Raw genomic sequence first — 17,413 nt, forward strand, 5'->3', positions numbered from 1 at the left:
TCGTGGCGTGACCCACGCTGCTCCCGTGTCTCCCGTCGACCGTGCCGGCCTGCGGGAGCGGGTCGACAAGGCGCTCACCGAGTTCCTGGCCGGCCAGCGGACCCGGTTGACCCGGGTGGACGAGGCCCTCGTCCCGGTGGCGGAGGCGATCGAAGCCTTCGTGCTCGGTGGCGGCAAGCGTCTACGCCCGGCCTTCGCGTACTGGGGGTTCCGGGGCGCCGGCGGGGTGGACGACGACCAGGTTCTCACCGCCCTCGCGGCGCTGGAGTTCGTGCAGGCCAGCGCCCTGATCCACGACGACCTGATGGATCGTTCCGACACCCGGCGCGGCGAGCCGGCGGTGCACCGGCGGTTCGCCACCCGACACCGGGCGGCCGGCTGGGGCGGCGACCCGGACGGGTTCGGCGACGCCGCCGCGATCCTCCTCGGCGACCTCTGCCTGGTGTGGTCCGACGAACTGCTGCACTCCGCCGGCCTGGACCTGCGGGCGGTGGCCCGGGCCCGGCCGGTCTTCGACGAGATGCGCACCGAGGTCACCGTCGGGCAGTACCTCGACGTGCTGACCCAGGTCACCGGGGACACGTCCGTGGAACGGGCCAGCAAGGTCGCCCGGTACAAGTCGGCGAAGTACACAGTCGAACGTCCGCTGCTGCTCGGCGCCGCGCTTGCCGACGCCGGGGAGGACGTCCGGACGACCTATTCGGCGTACGGATTGCCGCTGGGCGAGGCGTTCCAGCTCCGCGACGATGTGCTGGGGGTCTTCGGCGATCCGGCGCAGACCGGCAAGCCGGCCGGGGACGACCTGCGCGAGGGCAAGCGCACCTATCTGGTGGCGGCGGCCGTGGAGGCGACCGACGACGCGGGCCGGGAACTGCTGCTCGGTCGCCTCGGCGACCCGAACCTGGACGAGCAGGGCGTAGGCCAGCTCCGCGAGCTGATCGACGCGAGTGGGGCACTGGCCCGCACCGAGCAGCGCATCGTCACGCTCACCGACTCCGCGCTGGCCGCGTTGACCGCCGTCGACCTGGACACCGAGGCCCGCCAGGCCCTGGTAGACCTGGCCATAGCCGCAACCCGCCGAGCCGACTGACCCCGCTCCCCACCCCCACCCCCACCCCACCCCGCTCCCCACCCCCGCCCCGCGCCCCCGCCCCGCCCCCGCCCTGCGCCCCGCCCCCGCCCGCGCCCGCGTCGATCATGAAGTTATTGCGCTCGCCTCGGCGTGTCGTGGCAATAACTTCATGATCAACGCGGGGAACGGCCCGGGGAGGCCGGGAACGGGCCGGGGGTGGGTGGGTGGGTGGGTGGTGGGTGGGCGGGGTTAGAAGCCCAGGGCTTGGGCTCGGCGTTTGACCTCGCGGGCCTGGTCGCCGGAGAGGGCGGCGGCGGGGGTGTTGCCGGGGAGCGTGTCGTCCGGCTCGTAGAGCCAGCGCAGCGCCGCCTCGTCGTCGTAGCCGTTGTCGGCGAGCAGGTTGAGCACGCCGGGCAGGTGCTTGAGAACGACATCGTTGGCCACCAGCTCCGCGGGTATCCGGCGGATGCCGTCGCGGCGGACCGCCAACAGCTCCCGGTCGCGGATCATCTGGTGCACCTTGCTGATCGACACGTCGAGTCGCTCGGCGACGTCGGGCAGGGCGAGCCAGCCCGCCGGGTCGGTGGGGCCGGCGAGCTCGGGGCCGGGTACGGCCTGGTCGGGTACGGATTCGGTCACCCGATCACCCTGCCACGCCGTCGCCGCCGAGGGCCACCGGCACCCCGTACGACCGGTCCGAGCCCACAGGCGATCACAACGGGACGGACCAGGTACGGCTCCGGGCTGTAGCATCCTGTTCAACTCCCACCGACTGGACACATAGACTCCCTGCCGATGGACACACAGGTCGCCGACACGTTGCTGGGCTCGCTGATCGACGGGCGCTACCGCATTCGCGGTCGCGTGGCCCGTGGTGGCATGGCGACCGTGTACACCGCCACCGACGAACGCCTCGAGCGCACCGTCGCGGTCAAGATCATTCACCCGACCCAGGCGCCCGAGGCGCGGGCCCGGATCGCCAACTTCGTGGCCCGGTTCACCGACGAGGCGAAGACCATCGCCCGGCTGACCCACCCGAACGTGGTCGCGGTCTACGACCAGGGCACCCACGCCGGCCTGCCGTACCTGGTGATGGAGTACGTCCGCGGCCGCACCCTGCGCGACGTGCTGGCCGAGCGACACCGGCTCAACCCGGACGAGGTGCTGGCCATCGCCGAGCAGATGCTCGCCGCGATCGCCGCCGCGCACCGGGCCGGCCTGGTGCACCGCGACGTCAAACCGGAGAACGTCCTGGTCGCCGAGGCGCCCACCGGCGGCGTCGCCAACCTGGTCGACAGCGTCGTCAAGGTGGCCGACTTCGGGTTGGCCCGGGCGGTCGAGGCGAGCGCCGACGACGAGCAGGGCAACCAACTGATGGCCACCGTGGCGTACGTCGCCCCGGAGCTGGTAACCGAGGGTCGGGCCGACCCGCGCACCGACGTCTACTCGGCAGGCATCGTGCTGTTCGAGATGCTCACCGGTCGAGTGCCGTACGACGGGGACCGCCCGGTGGACGTGGCCTGGCAGCACGTCGACCGGGACGTACCGGCGCCCTCGACGCTGGTGCCCGGCCTGCCGCCGGCACTCGACGGTCTGGTGCAGCGGGCCACCCGGCGTGATCCCGCCGCCCGGCCCGCCGACGCCGGAGCGCTGCTGGCCGAGGTTCAGGTCGCCCGGGATCGCCTGGGTGACGTCAACAGCAGCAGCACCGCCGTGCTGCGCCGGGTGACGGACGAGCCGCCGGTCTCCCAGCCCACCATGATGGTCGCCACGGTCCGCCCGGCCGAACGGCCGACCTGGGCCCGGCTGCCCGAGGGCGGCAGCCAGGGGCCTGGCCGGCGACGGGCCGCACCGGAGCCGGCCGAGGGCCTGGGTGCCCGGCTTGCCGCGCTGCGCAGCGCCGTGATGGGCAACCCGCGCGGCCGGTTGGCCGTCGCCGCCGTGGTGGTGACGCTGGGCCTGGTGGCCGCGCTGGGCGGCTGGTGGTTCGGTGTCGGCCGCTACACGTCCGCCCCGCAGCTGGTCAGCCTCAGCAAGACCGACGCGCAGGCCCAGGCCGACCGCGCCGGCCTGACCCTGGCGTACGGGGAGCCGCGCTACGACGAGAAGGCTCCGAAGGACAGCGTCCTCGGTCAGGACCCGGCATCGGCCAGCAAGATCGTCAAGGGGGGCACGATCACCCTGACCCTCTCGCTGGGTCCGGAGCGCTTCCCGGTGCCGGATGTGATCGGCAAGGAGTACGAGCTGGCCGAGGCCGATCTGGTCAACGCCAAGCTGGTGGTGGCCAAGGGCGCTCCCCGCTACGACGACACCCTGCCGGCCGGCGTCGTCCTGGACAGCTCCCCGAAGGTGGGCGCCGAGGTCAAGCCGGGCACGAAGATCACGCTCATCCTGAGCCGCGGCCGGGCGCCGGTGTCGGTGCCGAACCTGGTCGGCAAGAGCCTCGCCGAGGCCCGGGCCACGCTGAGCGGGCTCGACCTGAAGCCGGTGGAGACCTACAAGGACTCCGACAAGCCCAAGGACGAGATCCTCGGCCAGAGCCCGGCCGACGGGACGGGCGTGGAGAAGGGCACCCAGGTCAAGTTGGACGTCAGCAAGGGTCCGCCGCTGGTCGTGGTGCCCAGGGTCATCGATCTGCCCTGCCAACAGGCCAAGCAGGTGCTGGAGAGCCAGGGCTTCCCGGTGACCGTCGCGATCAACCCGAACGCGGTGGCCCGGATCCAGGCTCCCGGCGAGAATTCGCAGGTGCCGCCGGGCACCCCGGTCGTCATCACGTGCTTCTGATGACCGCGGTCTCCTCGCGTCCGGTGGGCGCGCACACTCCGACCTCCGGCGGGCTGGCTCGGGCGACCCTGCCGTACCTCGACGCGACCGGCGCCGAGGCCGTCCAGGTGTACGTCTCCAACTCGCGAGGCTGGGCGCTGCCCCCGGGTGACCCGGCGCAGGACGCGCTGTTCCGTGCGGGCTGCGTCGAGCGGGGCGTCCCGGCGTTCATCCACGCCTCGCTGCTGGTCAACCTGGGCTCGCCCACGGCCGCCACGGTCGAGAAGTCGGCGCAGACGCTCGCGCACGCGTTGCGCAGGGGCGTGGCGATCGGCGCGCGGGCGGTGGTGTTCCACGCCGGCAGCTCGGTGGACGAGGGGCATGCCGAGGCGGCGATGCGGCAGGTCCGTCGGGAGTTGCTGCCCCTGCTCGATTGGACCGCCGAGGCCGGTGGGCCGATGCTGCTGGTCGAGCCGAGCGCCGGCGGCGGCCGCTCGCTCGCCTCCCGCGTGGAGCAGCTCGGGCCCTACCTCGACACGGTGGACCGGCACCCGATGCTGGGGGTCTGCTTCGACACCTGCCACGCCTGGGCCGCCGGGCACGACCTGGCCGCCGAGGGCGGCATGACGGCGACCCTGGACACACTGGTGGCCACCGTGGGGTCCGACCGGTTGCGGCTGGTGCACGCCAACGACTCGAAGGATCTGTGCGGTTCCACCCGGGACCGGCACGAGAACATCGGCAAGGGCACCATCGGCGAGCCGGCCTTCGCGGAGCTGATGACCCACCCGGCCACCGCCGGCGTCCCAATCGTGGTGGAGACCCCCAGCGAAAAGCACGAGGGTCACGCGGCCGACATCGAAACCCTCACCCGCCTGCGCCCCTGACCGGCCCACTCCTCGTCGATCAAGAGGTTTGCGTCAGATTCTGGCCCGCGAATGACGCAAACCTCTTGATCAACTGCGGTCTCGGGGTCAGGCGGCCAGGATCGTGGTCAGAGCGGTGGCCGCTCGATTGATCGCGGCGTCGTCGATGCCCATGTGGGTGACCAGGCGGGCGGTACGGGGGCCGAGCACCGAGACCAGTACGCCCTCCGCACGCGCGGCGGCGGCGAGAGCGCGGGCGTCCAACGCGTGCTTGGTCAGGTCCAGCGGGACGAGATTGGTGCGGACCGTGCTGGCGAGCACCCCGAACGGCGCGATCGCCTCGGCGAGCCGGGCCGCCCTCGCGTGGTCCTCGGCCAGCCGGTCGACGTGGTGCGCGAGCGCGTACCGGCCGGCGGCGGCGAGGATGCCGGCCTGGCGCATGCCGCCGCCCATCCGCTTGCGGAGGAACCGGGCCCGTTCGATCTTCTCCGCGCTGCCCACCACCAGCGAGCCGACCGGCGCGCCGAGCCCCTTGGAGAGGCAGACGGACAGCGTGTCGAAGAGCCGGCCGTACTCGGTCAGCGGCACCCCGTCGGCGACGTGCGCGTGCCAGATCCGGGCGCCGTCGCAGTGCAGCGCCACCCCCGCCTCGTCGGCGACACCGCGCAGTTCCCGCAGGGTGGCCAGCGGGATCACGCCACCACCGCCCCGGTTGTGAGTCTGCTCGACGGCGATCGCGCGGGTGGGCACGGCGAAGTAGCCGTCCGGACGGATCATCCGGGCCACCAGCTCCGGGTCGATGTCCGCGCCGACCGCCGGCCAGGTCCGCGAGGAGATTCCGCCGTACGTGGCGGCGGCCCCGATCTCGTACGTGACGACGTGCGCGTCGGCGTCGCAGAGCAGCTCGTCGCCGGGGGACACCAGCAGTTGCAGGGCGATCTGGTTGGCCATCGACCCACTCGGGGCGAAGAGCGCCGACTCGTGCCCGAACAGCGCGGCGACCTCCGCCTCCAGCGCGTTGACGGTGGGGTCCTCGCCGTAGACGTCGTCGCCGACCTCGGCGGCGGCCATCGCCTCCCGCATACCGGCGGTCGGCCGTGTCACCGTGTCGGACCGCAGGTCCACGAACGCCTCAGCCATGATCATCCCTTCGTCCACCGACCGTGGCTGGACGATTCAGCCACGGAGCCAGCCTTTCGGCTGCCGACTGCGGGGCTCGCAAGCTCACTCCTCGCGTCAGCCACGGAGCCAGCCTTTCGGCTGCCGACTGCGGGGCTCGCAAGCTCACTCCTCGCGTCAGCCACGGAGCATCTCCGCCACGAGGAAGGCCAGCTCCAGCGACTGCTGGGTGTTCAGCCGCGGATCGCAGGCGGTCTCGTACCGGTCGGGCAGGTCGAGGTCCTCGATGCCCTGGGCGCCGCCGAGGCACTCGGTGACGTCCTCACCTGTCAACTCGACGTGCAGGCCGCCGGGGTGGGTGTCCAGGCCACGGTGCACCTCGAAGTAGCCGAGCACCTCGTCGACGATCCGGTCGAAGTGCCGGGTCTTGTAGCCGTTGGACGACTCGTGGGTGTTGCCGTGCATCGGGTCGCACTGCCAGACCACCTTGGCGCCGGACGCGGTGACCTTGGCGACGATCGGCGGCAGGGCGTCACGGACCCGGTGGTTGCCCATCCGGCTGATCAGGGTGAGCCGGCCGGGGATGTTGTCCGGGTTGAGCTTCTCGCACAGCTCGATGGCCTCGTCCGGGGACGTGGTCGGGCCGAGCTTGACGCCGATCGGGTTGGCGATCCGGGAGATGAAGTCGATGTGCGCGCCGGTGATCTGCCGGGTGCGCTCGCCGACCCAGAGGAAGTGCCCGGACAGCCCGTACGCCCGGCGGTCGGAGACCCGGGTGAGCGCCCGGTCGTACTCCAGGGCGAGGGCCTCGTGGGAGCAGTAGAGGGTGACCGTCCGCAGCGCCTCGTCGTCGGTCATCCCGCAGGCCCGGATGAAGGCCAACGCCCGGTCGATCTCCCGGGCGATCGCCTCGTAGCGCTCCCCCGCCGGGGATGTCCGGACGAAGCCCTTGTTCCAGTCGTGCACCGCGTGCAGGTCGGCGAGCCCACCGGCGAGGTACGCCCGCAACATGTTCATCGCGGCGGCCGAGTTGGCGTACGCCCGGATCATGCGCTGCGGGTCGGCGACCCGGGCGGCCGGATCGGCCTCCAGCGAGTTGATCATGTCGCCGCGGTAGGCGGGCAGGCCACGCGCGTCGGTCGGCAGCGAACGGGGCTTGGTGTACTGGCCGGCGACCCGGGCGACCTTGACCACCGGCAGCGACGCGCCGTAGGTGAGCACGATCGCCATCTGGAGCAGGGTGCGGGCGTTGGCCAGCAGGTGGCTCTCGGTGTTGTCGACGAAGGTCTCGGCGCAGTCACCGCCCTGGAGCAGGAACGCCTTGCCCTCACAGACCAGGGCCAGCTTCTGTCGGAGCTGGTCCACCTCATAGGGCGCGACGACCGAGGGCACGGTGTCGAGCACCTTGCAGACCTGGGCGACGGCGGCCGGATCGGACCACGGTGGGATCTGCTCGCGGGGCAGCTCCCGCCAGCGGTCCAGACCGAGGGCGGCGTCCTCGGCGGAGTCGACGGTCGGACGGCTGGTCTGCAGGCCCGGGCTGCCCACCGCGGGATGGCTCAGCTGATGCCACTCATGGCGCATGAGAGAAAGCGTACGGCGACCGTGGGCGTGCCCGGGCGGCGAGGGGGACGGTTCCGGCAGATGGGAGATCAAAATCCCTGGCTCTGCTCTGGACGCGGCGAGGGCTACCCCTTGGGGCGCGGTGGGGCTGCCGGCGACGACGGGGCGGCCGTCCTGCCCGGCGCCTCCCCTGCGATGCACCAGTCGCCGCCGTCACGGGTGACGGTGAACACCAGCGGGCGGGTGACCTTGCTCTTGCCGGCGGTGACCGAGACCGAGACGCTGACCTCCTGGCCGCGCGGGCCGGACCGGACGTCGGTGATGGTCGCCGCGGGCACCTGGAAGTGGTCGGCGAAGTCGCCGTTGGGGCCGGTTGCGGCGAGGTCGAACCCGTCGTGCAGCAGCTCGCAGAGCTGGCTGCGGCCGGCGGCGACGTCCTTGGCGGTCATCGCGTCGAGGTACGCCTGCACGCGCTCGCGGGAGCGGGTGCCGGCCTCCTCGGCGGGGGCCTTCGCGGGCTCGGTTGTCGACTCGTCCTCGTCACCGCCGCCGATCCCGCAGCCGACCAGGGCTGCCGGGAGCAGCACCAGCCCGGCGGCGGTCGCCGCCAGCCTGCGGTGGATCGGGCGCATGACCACCTCCGTCGACGGGAAATCGAGACGTGCCGAGCCGCGAGTCTGCCACATCGGGCCCGACCCACCCAAGGCCGGCGACCCGGCCGACCCACCCAAGGCCGGCGACCCGGCCGACCGCCCACGGCCGGCGACCAGGCCGACCCACCCACGGCCGGCGACCCGGCCGACCCACCCACGGCCGGCGACCCGGTCGACGCTGGGCGTCGGCCGGGCCGCTGTGTCACGGGCGGGGAGAGGCGGTGCGGGCCCCTCCCCGCTCGTGTGGGTGGTGCGTCGACCTTCGGCTCAGCCGAGGCCGCCCTTGATGGCGCCGATGAGCTCGCCGTTGCTGGTGTCACCGGAGAGCTCCCAGAAGAACGCGCCACCGAGGCCCTGGTTGTTCGCGTACGTCATCTTGCCGTTGATGGTCGACGGGGTGTCGTAGCTCCACCAGTTGCTGCCGCACTTGGCGTACGCGGTGCCGGCGACCGTGCCGGTGGCCGGGCAGGTGTTCTTGAGGACCTTGTAGTCCTCGATGCCTGCCTCGTAGGTGCCCGGCGCCGCGCCGGTGGCGCTGCCGCCCGGTGCGGCCTGCGTGACGCCCGTCCAGCCCCGACCGTAGAAGCCGATGCCGAGCAGCAGCTTGTTGGCCGGGACGCCCTTGCTCTTGAGCTTCTGGATCGCCGCGTCGGAGTTGAAGCCCTGCTGCGGAATGCCGGTGTACGAGGTGAGCGGCGAGTGCGGGGCGGTGGGGCCCTGGGCGTTGAAGGCGCCGAAGTAGTCGTACGTCATCGGCATGAGCCAGTTGAGGTTGCCGATGGCGCCGGCGTAGTCGGTGGCGTCGATCTTGCCGCCGTTGCTGCCGTCCGCGGTGATCGCCGCGGTGACCAGGGCGCTGGAGCCGAACCTCGACCGCAGCGCGCCGATCACGTTCTTGAACGCGTTGGGGCCGCTGGTGTCGCAGCTCAGACCGCAGGCGTTGGGGTACTCCCAGTCGACGTCGATGCCGTCGAAGACGTCGGCCCAGCGCGGGTCCTCGACCAGGTTGTAGCAGCTCTCGGCGAACGCGGCCGGGTTCTGCGCGGCCTGGGTGAAGCCGCCGGACCAGGTCCAGCCACCGAACGACCAGATCACCTTGAGGTGTGGGTTCAGCTGCTTGAGCTTGCGCAGCTGGTTGAAGCTGCCCCGCAGCGGCTGGTCCCAGGTGTCGGCGACGCCGTCCACGCTCTCCGCCGCCGTGTACGCCTTGTCGTAGTCGGCGTAGCTGTCACCGATGGTGCAGCGGCCGCCTGTGGTGTTGCCGAAGGCGTACAGGATGTGGGTCAGCTTGGCGGCCGAGCCGCTGGTCTGGATGTTCTTGACGTGGTAGTTGCGCCCGTAGACGCCCCACTCGGCGAAGTAGCCGACAACCTTCTTGCCGCCCGTGTTCGGCGGGGTGGTGGTCGGGGGTGCCGTGGTGGGCGGCGCGGTGGTGGGCGGGGCCGTGGTCGGCGGCGCCGTGGTCGGCGGCGCGGTAGTGGTCGGCGGGGTGGTCGGAGTGCCGCCGCCGCCGCACGGCGCGCCGTTGACGGTGCAGTTCAGCGGCGCCTTGTAGGCGCCGGTGCCGTTGTAGCCCCAACTGAACGAGGTACCCGGCGCGAGCCCGCCGGCCCAGCTCTTCTTGACCGCGACGTAGTGGTTGCCGCTGCTGGTGACGTCGGCGTCCCACGCGCTGCTGATGGTGGTGCCCGACGGCAGGTCGAACTCGATGCGCCAGGTGGCGACCGTGGCGCTGGAACCGTTGGTCACGGTCACCTTCGTCTCGTGACCGGTCCCCCAGTCCTGCGCCTTGGTGAACGTGGTGGTGACCGTGCCGGCGCCGAACGCGGTCGTCATCGGCACCGCCGCGACGGTCACGGCGACCACGGCACCGGCCCAGAGGGCCCGGCGGAGCGATCTTGTCATGAGGCGTCTCCCGAACTGTTAGGAAACTTTCCAAAAGAGATGGTGAGACGGTACTCACGCCGTCATCACTTCGTCAAGATGTCCATGTTTCGATTTCTTCTGGTGCGTGGAGTGCCCCTGCCCACCCCGTCCGGCGGCTCATCACCCTGCGCGTAGCCTCGGCCCATGACCGTCTTCGACATCCCGATCGACGCCCTCAGCGGCGGGCCCGCCGACCTCGCCCAGTACCGGGGCCGGGCGCTGCTGGTGGTCAACGTCGCCTCCCGCTGCGGCCTCACCCCGCAGTACGCGGGCCTCCAGACCCTCGCGGACACCTACGGCGAGCGTGGCCTGGTGGTGCTGGGCGTGCCGTGCAACCAGTTCGCCGGGCAGGAGCCGGGCACCGCCGCCGAGATCAGCGACTTCTGCCAGGTCAACTACGGGGTGACCTTCCCGCTGACCGAGAAGGTCGACGTGAACGGGCCCGACCGGCACCCGCTCTACGCCGCCCTGGTGGACGCTTCGGACACCGAGGGGCACACCGGGGACGTCCGCTGGAACTTCGAGAAGTTCCTGGTGGCCCCGGACGGCACGGTCGCGGCCCGCTTCGCCCCCACTGTCGAGCCGGAAGCAGAAGACCTCCGCACCGCCATCGAGAAGACCCTCCCCACCCCCGCCTGACTCCCCGGGTCGCCCACCGGAGGGGTGGAACGTTCCCGCAGGACCGGTCGGCGGTGCGCCTGAGCAGTACGTTGTGCACGACCCGCTCGGGGCATGGCCGGGCGTTCGGTGTGGGACCACCGAAATAACCCACCATGTCGGTCGGGAATGCGTCGTGGGTGGACGGAGTTGGGAAGAAGCATGACAACTGTGGGACTGATCGGCAGCGGCAACATCGGCAGCACCCTGGCCCGGCTGGCGGTGGCCGCCGGCTACGACGTGGTGCTGAGCAACTCGCGCGGGCCGGAGACGCTCACCGAACTGGTCGACGAGCTGGGCGAGCGGGCCAGCGCCGGCACGGCGCAGGACGCGGCCCAGGTCGGCGACCTGGTGGTGGTCACCGTGCCGCTCAAGGCGTACCGGGCGGTGCCCGCAGAGCCGCTGGCCGGCAAGGTCGTCATCGACACCAACAACTACTACCCGCAGCGCGACGGCGCGTTCCCGGAGCTGGACGCCGACGAGATCACCAGCAGCGAGCTGCTCCAGCAGCACCTGCCGACCTCACGGGTGGTCAAGGTCTTCAACAACATCTACTTCAAGGCACTGGCCGCGCTCCCCCGGCCGGCCGGGGCGGCCGACCGCAGCGCCCTCGCGATCGCCGGTGACGACGCCGCCGCGAAGGCCGAGGTGACCGCCTTCCTGGACCAGATCGGCTACGACGCGGTGGACGCCGGGTCGCTGGCCGAGGGGTGGCGCTACCAGCCGGACACCCCGGCGTACGGCACGATCTACGCCGCGACGCCTACCGACTGGGAGAACCCCGCACCGGGCGACGCCGAGAAGCTGCGCGCCGCGCTGGCCGCCGCCACCCGCTGAGCATTCGCCGCCGTCCTGGGACGACCGCCTACCGGGCGGCCGTCTTCAGGGCGGCGGCGAGTTCGTCGTCGTAGTCGGCGACGGGCTCGGCCGTCCGCGGCGTACGCGACACGTCGGCCCTGCGCCGTGCTCGCCAGCGCCACTCGGCGATCCCGCATCGACCGAGGACAGAGGACCGTCACCGCCCGAGCCGAGCGCGACGCGTGGCGTCTGCCCTCGGAAGAACGGGGACCGCGTGTCGGGCGTCCGTTCGTAGCATCGGTGGATGGGAGCGACGAGCACACCCGCGTACGACGCCCACGCGGACTGGTACGAGGGCTTCATCTCCGGTGGCGGCGACTATCTTCGACGAGTGCACGCGACCGTGGCGGACCTGCTCGGAACCGGTGCGGGCCCCTGCCTCGACATCTGCTGCGGCACCGGCACGCACGCCTCGGTGCCGGGCGACCTGGGCTGGACGCCGCTGGGTGTCGATCTGTCCGGCGGCCAGTTGCGGCACGCGCGCGGGCGACTACCGGTGGCCCGGGGTGACGCGAGCGCCCTGCCGATCGCCGCCGCGTCGTTGCCGGCCGCGATGTGCGTCCTGTCCAGCACCGACGTCCCCGACTACCCGGCCGTGCTGCGTGAGGTCGGCCGGGTGCTGCGCCCGGGCGGGCGGTTCGTGCACGTGGGCGTGCACCCGTGCTTCGTGGGCGCGTTCGCCGACTGGGGTCGGCATCCGAGCGTCGTCGTCGATGAGCGCTACGCCGATCGGTCCCGCAGCTTCGACAGCTGGAACACCGAGGGCGTCCGGGTCCGGGTCGGCGCGTGGCACGTTCCGCTGGCCGACCTGCTCAACGCGACAGTGGCCGCCGGCCTCCGACCGGTCCGGTTCGTCGAGGCCAGCTCGGGCGGCGTGCCGGACCTGTTCGGCTTCCTCGCCGAACGCCACCGGTAAGGCCTCCCCGGAAGCACCACGATCCGCACACCTTCGGGGAAGTTGGTGCCTCAGCACGAGTCGAGACAGCAACTTCACCGAACTTGCGCGGGGCGGCGTGCGGGGCGGCGGGCAGGCGCGCGGGGCGGGACGCGCGGAGAAAGTTCGCGTGTACAACTTGCGGTGGAGTCCCACACACGGGACTCTGTCCGTGGGTTGCCGCCCGTTCACCGAACGTGCCCTCCGGAGGCGACATGCACACGCTTCGTACCGCGTCCCGTCGGCTGTTGGCCGGCGCTGGCGCGCTCCTGCTCGGCACCGCCCTCGCCACCGTCGCCACTGCGGCACCGGCCAGCGCGGACACCGTCGGATATGTCCGGCTCGCTCACCTCTCCCCCGACACTCCGGCCGTCGACGTCTACCTGGCCGCCCCCGACGCCGCGAAGCCGAAGGTGTTCCCGGGCGTCGGCTACGGCGTGGTCTCCGACTACCTCAAGTTGCCCCCGGGCCGCTACGCGGTGGCGATGCGCGTGGCCGGCACCCCCGCCAGCGAGCCACCGGTGCTCACGACCGAGGTCGCGGTGGTCAGCGGCCGCGCGTACACGGTGGCCGGGGTGGGACGGCACGCCGACCTGGGGCTGCGGGTGCTCACCGACGATCTGAGCGCTCCCGCGCAGGGCCGGGCCAAGGTGCGCGTCGTGCAGGCGTCGGTGCGGACGCCCGTCCTCGACGTGGCCGCCGCCGACGGGCCGACGATCGCCGACGGCGTGCAGTTCGCCACCACGACCGACTACCAGCAGGTCGAGCCGGGCGCCTGGCGGCTGCGACTGACCGGCGCGGGCGGCCCGAGCACCGACGCCGAGGTGCGGCTCACCGGCGGCGCGGTCTACTCGCTGCTCGTGCTCGACGGCAAGCAGGGCGGTCTCACGGCCGAGCTGCGCCGCGACGCCGAGGGCGGCACCGTCGTACCGGCGGGCGGTGTGGACACCGGCGCGGGCGGCACGTCCGGTGCCGGGCTCGGCGCGTACCCCCTGATGGCCGGCGGGTTGGCCGCGGCGGCCGGCGTGGTGAGCGTGCTCCTGTGGCGTCGGCGGCGGCGCACCACCTGGTGAGCGTGGGGCCCGCCGCCGCGATCCGACGGCACCGCGACCGCCGGGCGCCGCTGGCCGCGCTGGTCGCGGCCGGCGCGGCTGTCTGTCTGGCCGCCGGGACGGGGGTCGGGCTGGCCACCACCGGCCCGCCGCCGCCGGCCGCGAGCTGGCACCCCGGTTGTGCCGACGGCTGCCCGTCGGTGGCCGCGTCGCCGCGGCCGGCGGGTCCACCCACTCGGGTACGCGTACCGCGCATCGGCGTCGACTCGGGGCTCACGGTGTTGGGCCTCGACCGTGCGGGCGCGCTCGTTCCGCCCACCGACTTCGACATCGCCGGCTGGTACGGCGGGGGCCCGGCGCCCGGTGAGACGGGTCCCGCCGTGCTCGCCGGGCACCTGGACTCGCGGAGCGGCCCGGCGGTCTTCGCCCGGCTCGGTGAGCTGCGTTCCGGCGACCGGGTCCAGGTGTGGCGCGGCGGACGGTGGCTGTCGTTCCGGGTGACCGGGTCGCTGCGTACCCGCAAGGATCGCTTCCCGACGGCCGTGGTCTACGGCCCGACGCCCGGGCCGGAGCTGCGTCTCGTCACCTGCGGGGGCGACTTCGACAGGCGGCGCGGGCACTACCGGGACAACGTGGTGGTGTTCGCGGTCGCCGACGGGTGATCGACTCGCCTTCCTGGAAGTCGGGGTGTCCGGCTCGGCCGGATGCCCCGGATTCCCGCATCCCGAGTCGATCATCGCCTGGCGGACGGCGTGGGCGACGTCAGATCGGGCGGCGGCCGGCGAAGCCGCACTCGGCGCGGTGGTACCAGCGCACGTCAGAATCGCCCTCCAGCCAGCACCAGAGCACCGCGCGGCCAGCCCGCTCGCCGGGGAAGTCGAGCAGCACCGGCGCGATGCCCTTGACCTGGATCTCGTGCTGGTGCAGCTCCTCGACGACGCCGTGCAGCCGGGCCTCCAGGCCCTTCACCTCGGCCAGCCCGCCGAGCGCGCTGACGCCGTGGTCGGCCAGGTCGACGCGCAGTTCGGCGAGGTCGGCGCGGAGCCGGATCAGCTCGTCGACCCGCGGCTGCAGGGTGGCCACCAGGTGCCGGGCCTGAGCGAGTGTGAACACGCCGCCAGTATGCGCCACGGGCCGCGCCGCACACGCCCCGCGAGTCGCGCCACTGCCGCGCCGCGCACGCCCCGCGAGTCGCGGGACGTGTCGGTCGGCGGGCGCGGTCCGCTCGCCGGGACGTCAGTCGGCCTGGGCGGCCAGTTCGCGGGCGCGGTCCCGGGCGGCCTCCAGCGCGGCGAGCAGCGCCGCGCGGACGCCGTGCTTCTCCAGCTCGCGGATCGCGGAGATGGTGGTGCCGGCCGGCGAGGTGACCGCCTCGCGCAGCTTGACCGGGTGCTCGCCGGAGTCGCGCAGCATCACTGCGGAGCCGATAGCGGTCTGCACGATCAGCTCGTGCGCCACCTGCCGGGGCAGTCCGAGCAGGATCCCGGCGTCGATCATGGCTTCGACCAGCAGGTAGAAGTAGGCCGGGCCGGAGCCGGACAGCGCGGTGACCGCGTCCTGCTGTGACTCGGGCACCCGGATGGTCTGGCCGAGGGGCTTGAACATCTCCTCGGCGAGGGCGAGGTGTTCCCCGGTGGCGTACGCGCCCGCCGAGATGGCAGTCATCGCCTCGTCGACAAGCGCGGGGGTGTTGGTCATGACGCGGACCACCGGGGTGCCCTCGGGCAGTCGGCGGTTGAAGAAGCTGGTGGGCAGGCCGGCGCAGAGCGAGATCACCAGCTTGTCGACGGGCACCTTGGGGCCGATCTCGTCGAGCAGGGCGGCGGCGTCCTGTGGCTTGACCGAGACCGCGAGCACCGCCGCCTCGTCGACGGCGGTCAGGTTGTCGACCACCCGGACGCCGTAGCGGGAAGTCAGCTCCTCGGCGCGGGCCGGTCGGCGGGCGGTGGCGAGCAGCCGCTCCACAGGCCATCCGGAGCGCAGCAGCCCGGAGAGCATCAGCTCGCCGATCTTGCCCGCGCCGATCACCGCGACCGTGTGCACCCCGGCTGACATCTCGGCCGTACCCCCTCGCGTCGTGCTGCGGCGCGACGGGCCACACGCCCGCTGCGCCGTCGAACGTCGGGTCACGGCGCGGCGGGCCGCGGGGCCGTACGCGCCGTCGAACGTCGGTTGGCGACGCGACGACCGCGGGGGCCGCCGCGCCGCCTACCGTCGATCAGCTGCCGAAGAAGACCTCGGCCTCTTCGTACCGCTCCAGCGGCACCGTCTTCAGCTCGCGGGTGGCCTCGGCCAGCGGGACCCGAACGATGTCGGTGCTCTGCATCGCGACCATCTTGCCCCAGTCGCCCTCGTTGACCGCGTCGATGGCCTGCAGGCCCAGGCGGGTGGCGAGCACCCGGTCGAAGGCGGTCGGGGTGCCACCGCGCTGGATGTGGCCCAGCACCACGGTGCGGGCCTCCTTGCCGGTCTTGGCCTCCAGCTGCTCGGCCAGCCACTGGCCGATGCCGCCGAGGCGGACGTGGCCGAAGGAGTCCAGCTCCTGGTTGGCGAGCACCATCTGACCGTCCAGCGGCTGGGCGCCCTCGGCGACCACCACGATCGGGGCGTACTGGTGCTGGAAGCGCTTCTCGACGTAGCCGGCCACCTGGTCGACGTCGAACTGCCGCTCGGGCAGCAGGATCACGTTGGCGCCGCCGGCCAGGCCGGCGTGCAGGGCGATCCAGCCGGCGTGCCGGCCCATCACCTCGACGACCAGGGTGCGGTGGTGGCTCTCCGCGGTGGTGTGCAGCCGGTCGATGGCCTCCATCGCAATGTTGACAGCGGTGTCGAAGCCGAAGGTGTAGTCGGTGGCGCCCAGGTCGTTGTCGATGGTCTTCGGCACGCCGACCACGTGCACGCCCAGCTCGAAGAGCTTGGTGGCCACGCCGAGGGTGTCCTCGCCGCCGATCGCGATCAGCGCGTCGACGCCCTGCTCGGCGAGGTTGTCCTTGATCCGCTCGACGCCGTTCTCGATCTTGAACGGGTTGGTCCGGGACGAGCCGAGGATGGTGCCGCCGCGGGGCAGGATGCCGCGGACGTCCGCGATGCCGAGGGGACGGGACAGACCCTCCAGCGGGCCCTTCCAACCGTCCCGAAAGCCCACGAACTCGTGACCGTAGGTGGCGACGCCCTTGCGGACCACCGCCCGGATGACCGCATTGAGACCCGGGCAGTCGCCGCCGCCGGTGAGCACGCCGATACGCATGATCCGCTCATCCTCCTGAAGCATCAGGTAAAGCCCGATATGCCCCAGGGTATGTGTCAGGTCAGACCATCGGCGCCATTGCCGGCCCGGGGCGGGCCGTCACTGCGCACTGTAGTCGGCCTGCCTGCGCGACGACAGCGCGCCCCGGGGGCGACGGGTCAGTAGGTCACCTCGTGGTTCTCGCCGGCCGCCGGCGGATGGCCGGTGACGGCGGCCTTCGCGAACCCGAGCAGGTTGACCACGGTGCTGCTCGGCGAGTCCCAGTACTCGGCGGAGCTGGCGTGCACCTTGATCAGGGTCAGACCGGGCGTGTCCAGCCCGTCCGGGAACCAGGTCTTGAGCAGCGGGTTCCACAGCCGCTCGGCGCGTTCTCTGTCGAAGCCCTCGCTGGCGGTGCCCGAGACCGACACCCAGGCGTTGTGCTTCTGGTCGGAGAAGGCGACGTTGACCTCCGGATTCACCCGGATCTGGCGCGCCTTGGCCGAGTCGGCGTAGGCGAAGAACCACAGGTCACCGTCGAACTCGGCCTCCTGCAGCCCCATCGGCCGGCTCACCTGTCGCCCGTCCAGCGCGATCGTGGTGAGCATGCAGATCCGTGCGGCGCGGACCAGCTCGGTGACCCGCGCCCGGGCCTCGGCGACGCTTGTCGGATCGTTGCTCATGGCAGTCTCCCTCGGCTCGACTGGTCGAACCGATGCCCGGG

Annotated in this window: 17 protein-coding genes; 8 read left to right on the forward strand and 9 right to left on the reverse strand. The window is 72.4% G+C overall.

Features of this window, described 5'->3' with window-relative positions:
- Positions 1-7: 7 nt before the first annotated feature.
- Positions 8-1,090 (forward strand): polyprenyl synthetase family protein, encoded by a 1,083-nt coding sequence (locus AB0K10_RS13385; protein WP_363683054.1) that lies wholly within the window; start codon positions 8-10, stop codon positions 1,088-1,090.
- Between the two features lie 231 nt (positions 1,091-1,321).
- Here AB0K10_RS13385 and AB0K10_RS13390 read toward each other — a convergent pair whose 3' ends face one another.
- Positions 1,322-1,711 (reverse strand): Rv2175c family DNA-binding protein, encoded by a 390-nt coding sequence (locus tag AB0K10_RS13390; protein ID WP_363683056.1) that lies wholly within the window; start codon positions 1,709-1,711, stop codon positions 1,322-1,324.
- A 156-nt stretch (positions 1,712-1,867) separates the two neighbouring features.
- Between AB0K10_RS13390 and pknB the strand changes: the two genes are divergently transcribed.
- Positions 1,868-3,856 carry a Stk1 family PASTA domain-containing Ser/Thr kinase gene (gene pknB, locus AB0K10_RS13395; RefSeq protein WP_363683058.1) on the forward strand — a complete coding sequence of 663 codons (1,989 nt, stop codon included), beginning with the start codon at positions 1,868-1,870 and terminating at the stop codon, positions 3,854-3,856.
- Positions 3,856-4,722, forward strand: coding sequence for a deoxyribonuclease IV (locus AB0K10_RS13400; RefSeq protein WP_363683060.1), 867 nt, complete (start codon positions 3,856-3,858; stop codon positions 4,720-4,722). The genes pknB and AB0K10_RS13400 overlap by 1 nt, the downstream gene beginning before the upstream one ends.
- Before the next feature lie 87 nt (positions 4,723-4,809).
- On the opposite strand, the gene AB0K10_RS13405 is transcribed toward AB0K10_RS13400, so the two are convergent.
- From AB0K10_RS13405 to AB0K10_RS13420, 4 genes are all read right to left on the reverse strand, one after another.
- Positions 4,810-5,841 carry a GntG family PLP-dependent aldolase gene (locus AB0K10_RS13405; protein ID WP_363683062.1) on the reverse strand — a complete coding sequence of 344 codons (1,032 nt, stop codon included), beginning with the start codon at positions 5,839-5,841 and terminating at the stop codon, positions 4,810-4,812.
- Positions 5,842-5,997: 156 nt separating this feature from the next.
- Complete coding sequence (locus AB0K10_RS13410) at positions 5,998-7,404, reverse strand: class II 3-deoxy-7-phosphoheptulonate synthase (RefSeq protein ID WP_363683064.1); 1,407 nt, start codon at positions 7,402-7,404, stop codon at positions 5,998-6,000.
- 104 nt (positions 7,405-7,508) lie between these two features.
- Positions 7,509-8,015: a nuclear transport factor 2 family protein gene (locus AB0K10_RS13415; RefSeq protein ID WP_363683066.1), complete on the reverse strand. Its 507-nt coding sequence runs from the start codon at positions 8,013-8,015 to the stop codon at positions 7,509-7,511.
- A gap of 288 nt (positions 8,016-8,303) precedes the next feature.
- Positions 8,304-9,941, reverse strand: a complete 1,638-nt coding sequence (locus AB0K10_RS13420) for a glycosyl hydrolase family 18 protein (protein WP_363683068.1) — start codon at positions 9,939-9,941, stop codon at positions 8,304-8,306.
- Between the two features lie 165 nt (positions 9,942-10,106).
- On the opposite strand from AB0K10_RS13420, the gene AB0K10_RS13425 reads away from it, so the two are divergent.
- From AB0K10_RS13425 to AB0K10_RS13445, 5 genes are all read left to right on the forward strand, one after another.
- Entirely contained in the window at positions 10,107-10,601 is a 495-nt protein-coding gene (locus AB0K10_RS13425; protein ID WP_363683070.1) for a glutathione peroxidase, read from the forward strand.
- A gap of 180 nt (positions 10,602-10,781) precedes the next feature.
- Complete coding sequence (locus AB0K10_RS13430) at positions 10,782-11,456, forward strand: NADPH-dependent F420 reductase (RefSeq protein ID WP_363683072.1); 675 nt, start codon at positions 10,782-10,784, stop codon at positions 11,454-11,456.
- A gap of 265 nt (positions 11,457-11,721) precedes the next feature.
- On the forward strand, positions 11,722-12,393 hold the full coding sequence (locus AB0K10_RS13435; RefSeq protein WP_363683074.1) for a methyltransferase domain-containing protein: 672 nt from the start codon (positions 11,722-11,724) through the stop codon (positions 12,391-12,393).
- A 233-nt stretch (positions 12,394-12,626) separates the two neighbouring features.
- Positions 12,627-13,484, forward strand: coding sequence for a DUF4397 domain-containing protein (locus AB0K10_RS13440; RefSeq protein ID WP_363683076.1), 858 nt, complete (start codon positions 12,627-12,629; stop codon positions 13,482-13,484).
- Positions 13,454-14,125 carry a class F sortase gene (locus tag AB0K10_RS13445; protein ID WP_363683078.1) on the forward strand — a complete coding sequence of 224 codons (672 nt, stop codon included), beginning with the start codon at positions 13,454-13,456 and terminating at the stop codon, positions 14,123-14,125. Before AB0K10_RS13440 ends, AB0K10_RS13445 begins: the two co-directional genes overlap by 31 nt.
- A 100-nt stretch (positions 14,126-14,225) precedes the next feature.
- Here AB0K10_RS13445 and AB0K10_RS13450 read toward each other — a convergent pair whose 3' ends face one another.
- From AB0K10_RS13450 to AB0K10_RS13465, 4 genes are all read right to left on the reverse strand, one after another.
- Positions 14,226-14,576 (reverse strand): DUF2203 domain-containing protein, encoded by a 351-nt coding sequence (locus AB0K10_RS13450; RefSeq protein ID WP_266244517.1) that lies wholly within the window; start codon positions 14,574-14,576, stop codon positions 14,226-14,228.
- A gap of 123 nt (positions 14,577-14,699) precedes the next feature.
- Positions 14,700-15,518 carry a pyrroline-5-carboxylate reductase gene (proC, locus tag AB0K10_RS13455; RefSeq protein WP_363683080.1) on the reverse strand — a complete coding sequence of 273 codons (819 nt, stop codon included), beginning with the start codon at positions 15,516-15,518 and terminating at the stop codon, positions 14,700-14,702.
- 163 nt (positions 15,519-15,681) lie between these two features.
- Entirely contained in the window at positions 15,682-16,710 is a 1,029-nt protein-coding gene (locus tag AB0K10_RS13460) for a 6-phosphofructokinase (RefSeq protein ID WP_363683613.1), read from the reverse strand.
- Positions 16,711-16,868: 158 nt separating this feature from the next.
- Entirely contained in the window at positions 16,869-17,372 is a 504-nt protein-coding gene (locus AB0K10_RS13465; protein WP_363683082.1) for a pyridoxamine 5'-phosphate oxidase family protein, read from the reverse strand.
- Positions 17,373-17,413 lie beyond the last annotated feature (41 nt).

The organism is Micromonospora sp. NPDC049274, assembly GCF_040678875.1.
Lineage (GTDB): Bacteria > Actinomycetota > Actinomycetes > Mycobacteriales > Micromonosporaceae > Micromonospora.

Coding starts and splice junctions, on each gene's coding strand:
- pknB (WP_363683058.1), top strand. CDS start 1,868: ATGGACACACAGGTCGCCGACACGTTGCTGGGCTCGCTGATCGACGGG.
- AB0K10_RS13400 (WP_363683060.1), top strand. CDS start 3,856: ATGACCGCGGTCTCCTCGCGTCCGGTGGGCGCGCACACTCCGACCTCC.
- AB0K10_RS13405 (WP_363683062.1), bottom strand. CDS start 5,841: ATGGCTGAGGCGTTCGTGGACCTGCGGTCCGACACGGTGACACGGCCG.
- AB0K10_RS13410 (WP_363683064.1), bottom strand. CDS start 7,404: ATGCGCCATGAGTGGCATCAGCTGAGCCATCCCGCGGTGGGCAGCCCG.
- AB0K10_RS13415 (WP_363683066.1), bottom strand. CDS start 8,015: ATGCGCCCGATCCACCGCAGGCTGGCGGCGACCGCCGCCGGGCTGGTG.
- AB0K10_RS13420 (WP_363683068.1), bottom strand. CDS start 9,941: ATGACAAGATCGCTCCGCCGGGCCCTCTGGGCCGGTGCCGTGGTCGCC.
- AB0K10_RS13425 (WP_363683070.1), top strand. CDS start 10,107: ATGACCGTCTTCGACATCCCGATCGACGCCCTCAGCGGCGGGCCCGCC.
- AB0K10_RS13430 (WP_363683072.1), top strand. CDS start 10,782: ATGACAACTGTGGGACTGATCGGCAGCGGCAACATCGGCAGCACCCTG.
- AB0K10_RS13435 (WP_363683074.1), top strand. CDS start 11,722: ATGGGAGCGACGAGCACACCCGCGTACGACGCCCACGCGGACTGGTAC.
- AB0K10_RS13440 (WP_363683076.1), top strand. CDS start 12,627: ATGCACACGCTTCGTACCGCGTCCCGTCGGCTGTTGGCCGGCGCTGGC.
- proC (WP_363683080.1), bottom strand. CDS start 15,518: ATGTCAGCCGGGGTGCACACGGTCGCGGTGATCGGCGCGGGCAAGATC.
- AB0K10_RS13460 (WP_363683613.1), bottom strand. CDS start 16,710: ATGCGTATCGGCGTGCTCACCGGCGGCGGCGACTGCCCGGGTCTCAAT.
- AB0K10_RS13465 (WP_363683082.1), bottom strand. CDS start 17,372: ATGAGCAACGATCCGACAAGCGTCGCCGAGGCCCGGGCGCGGGTCACC.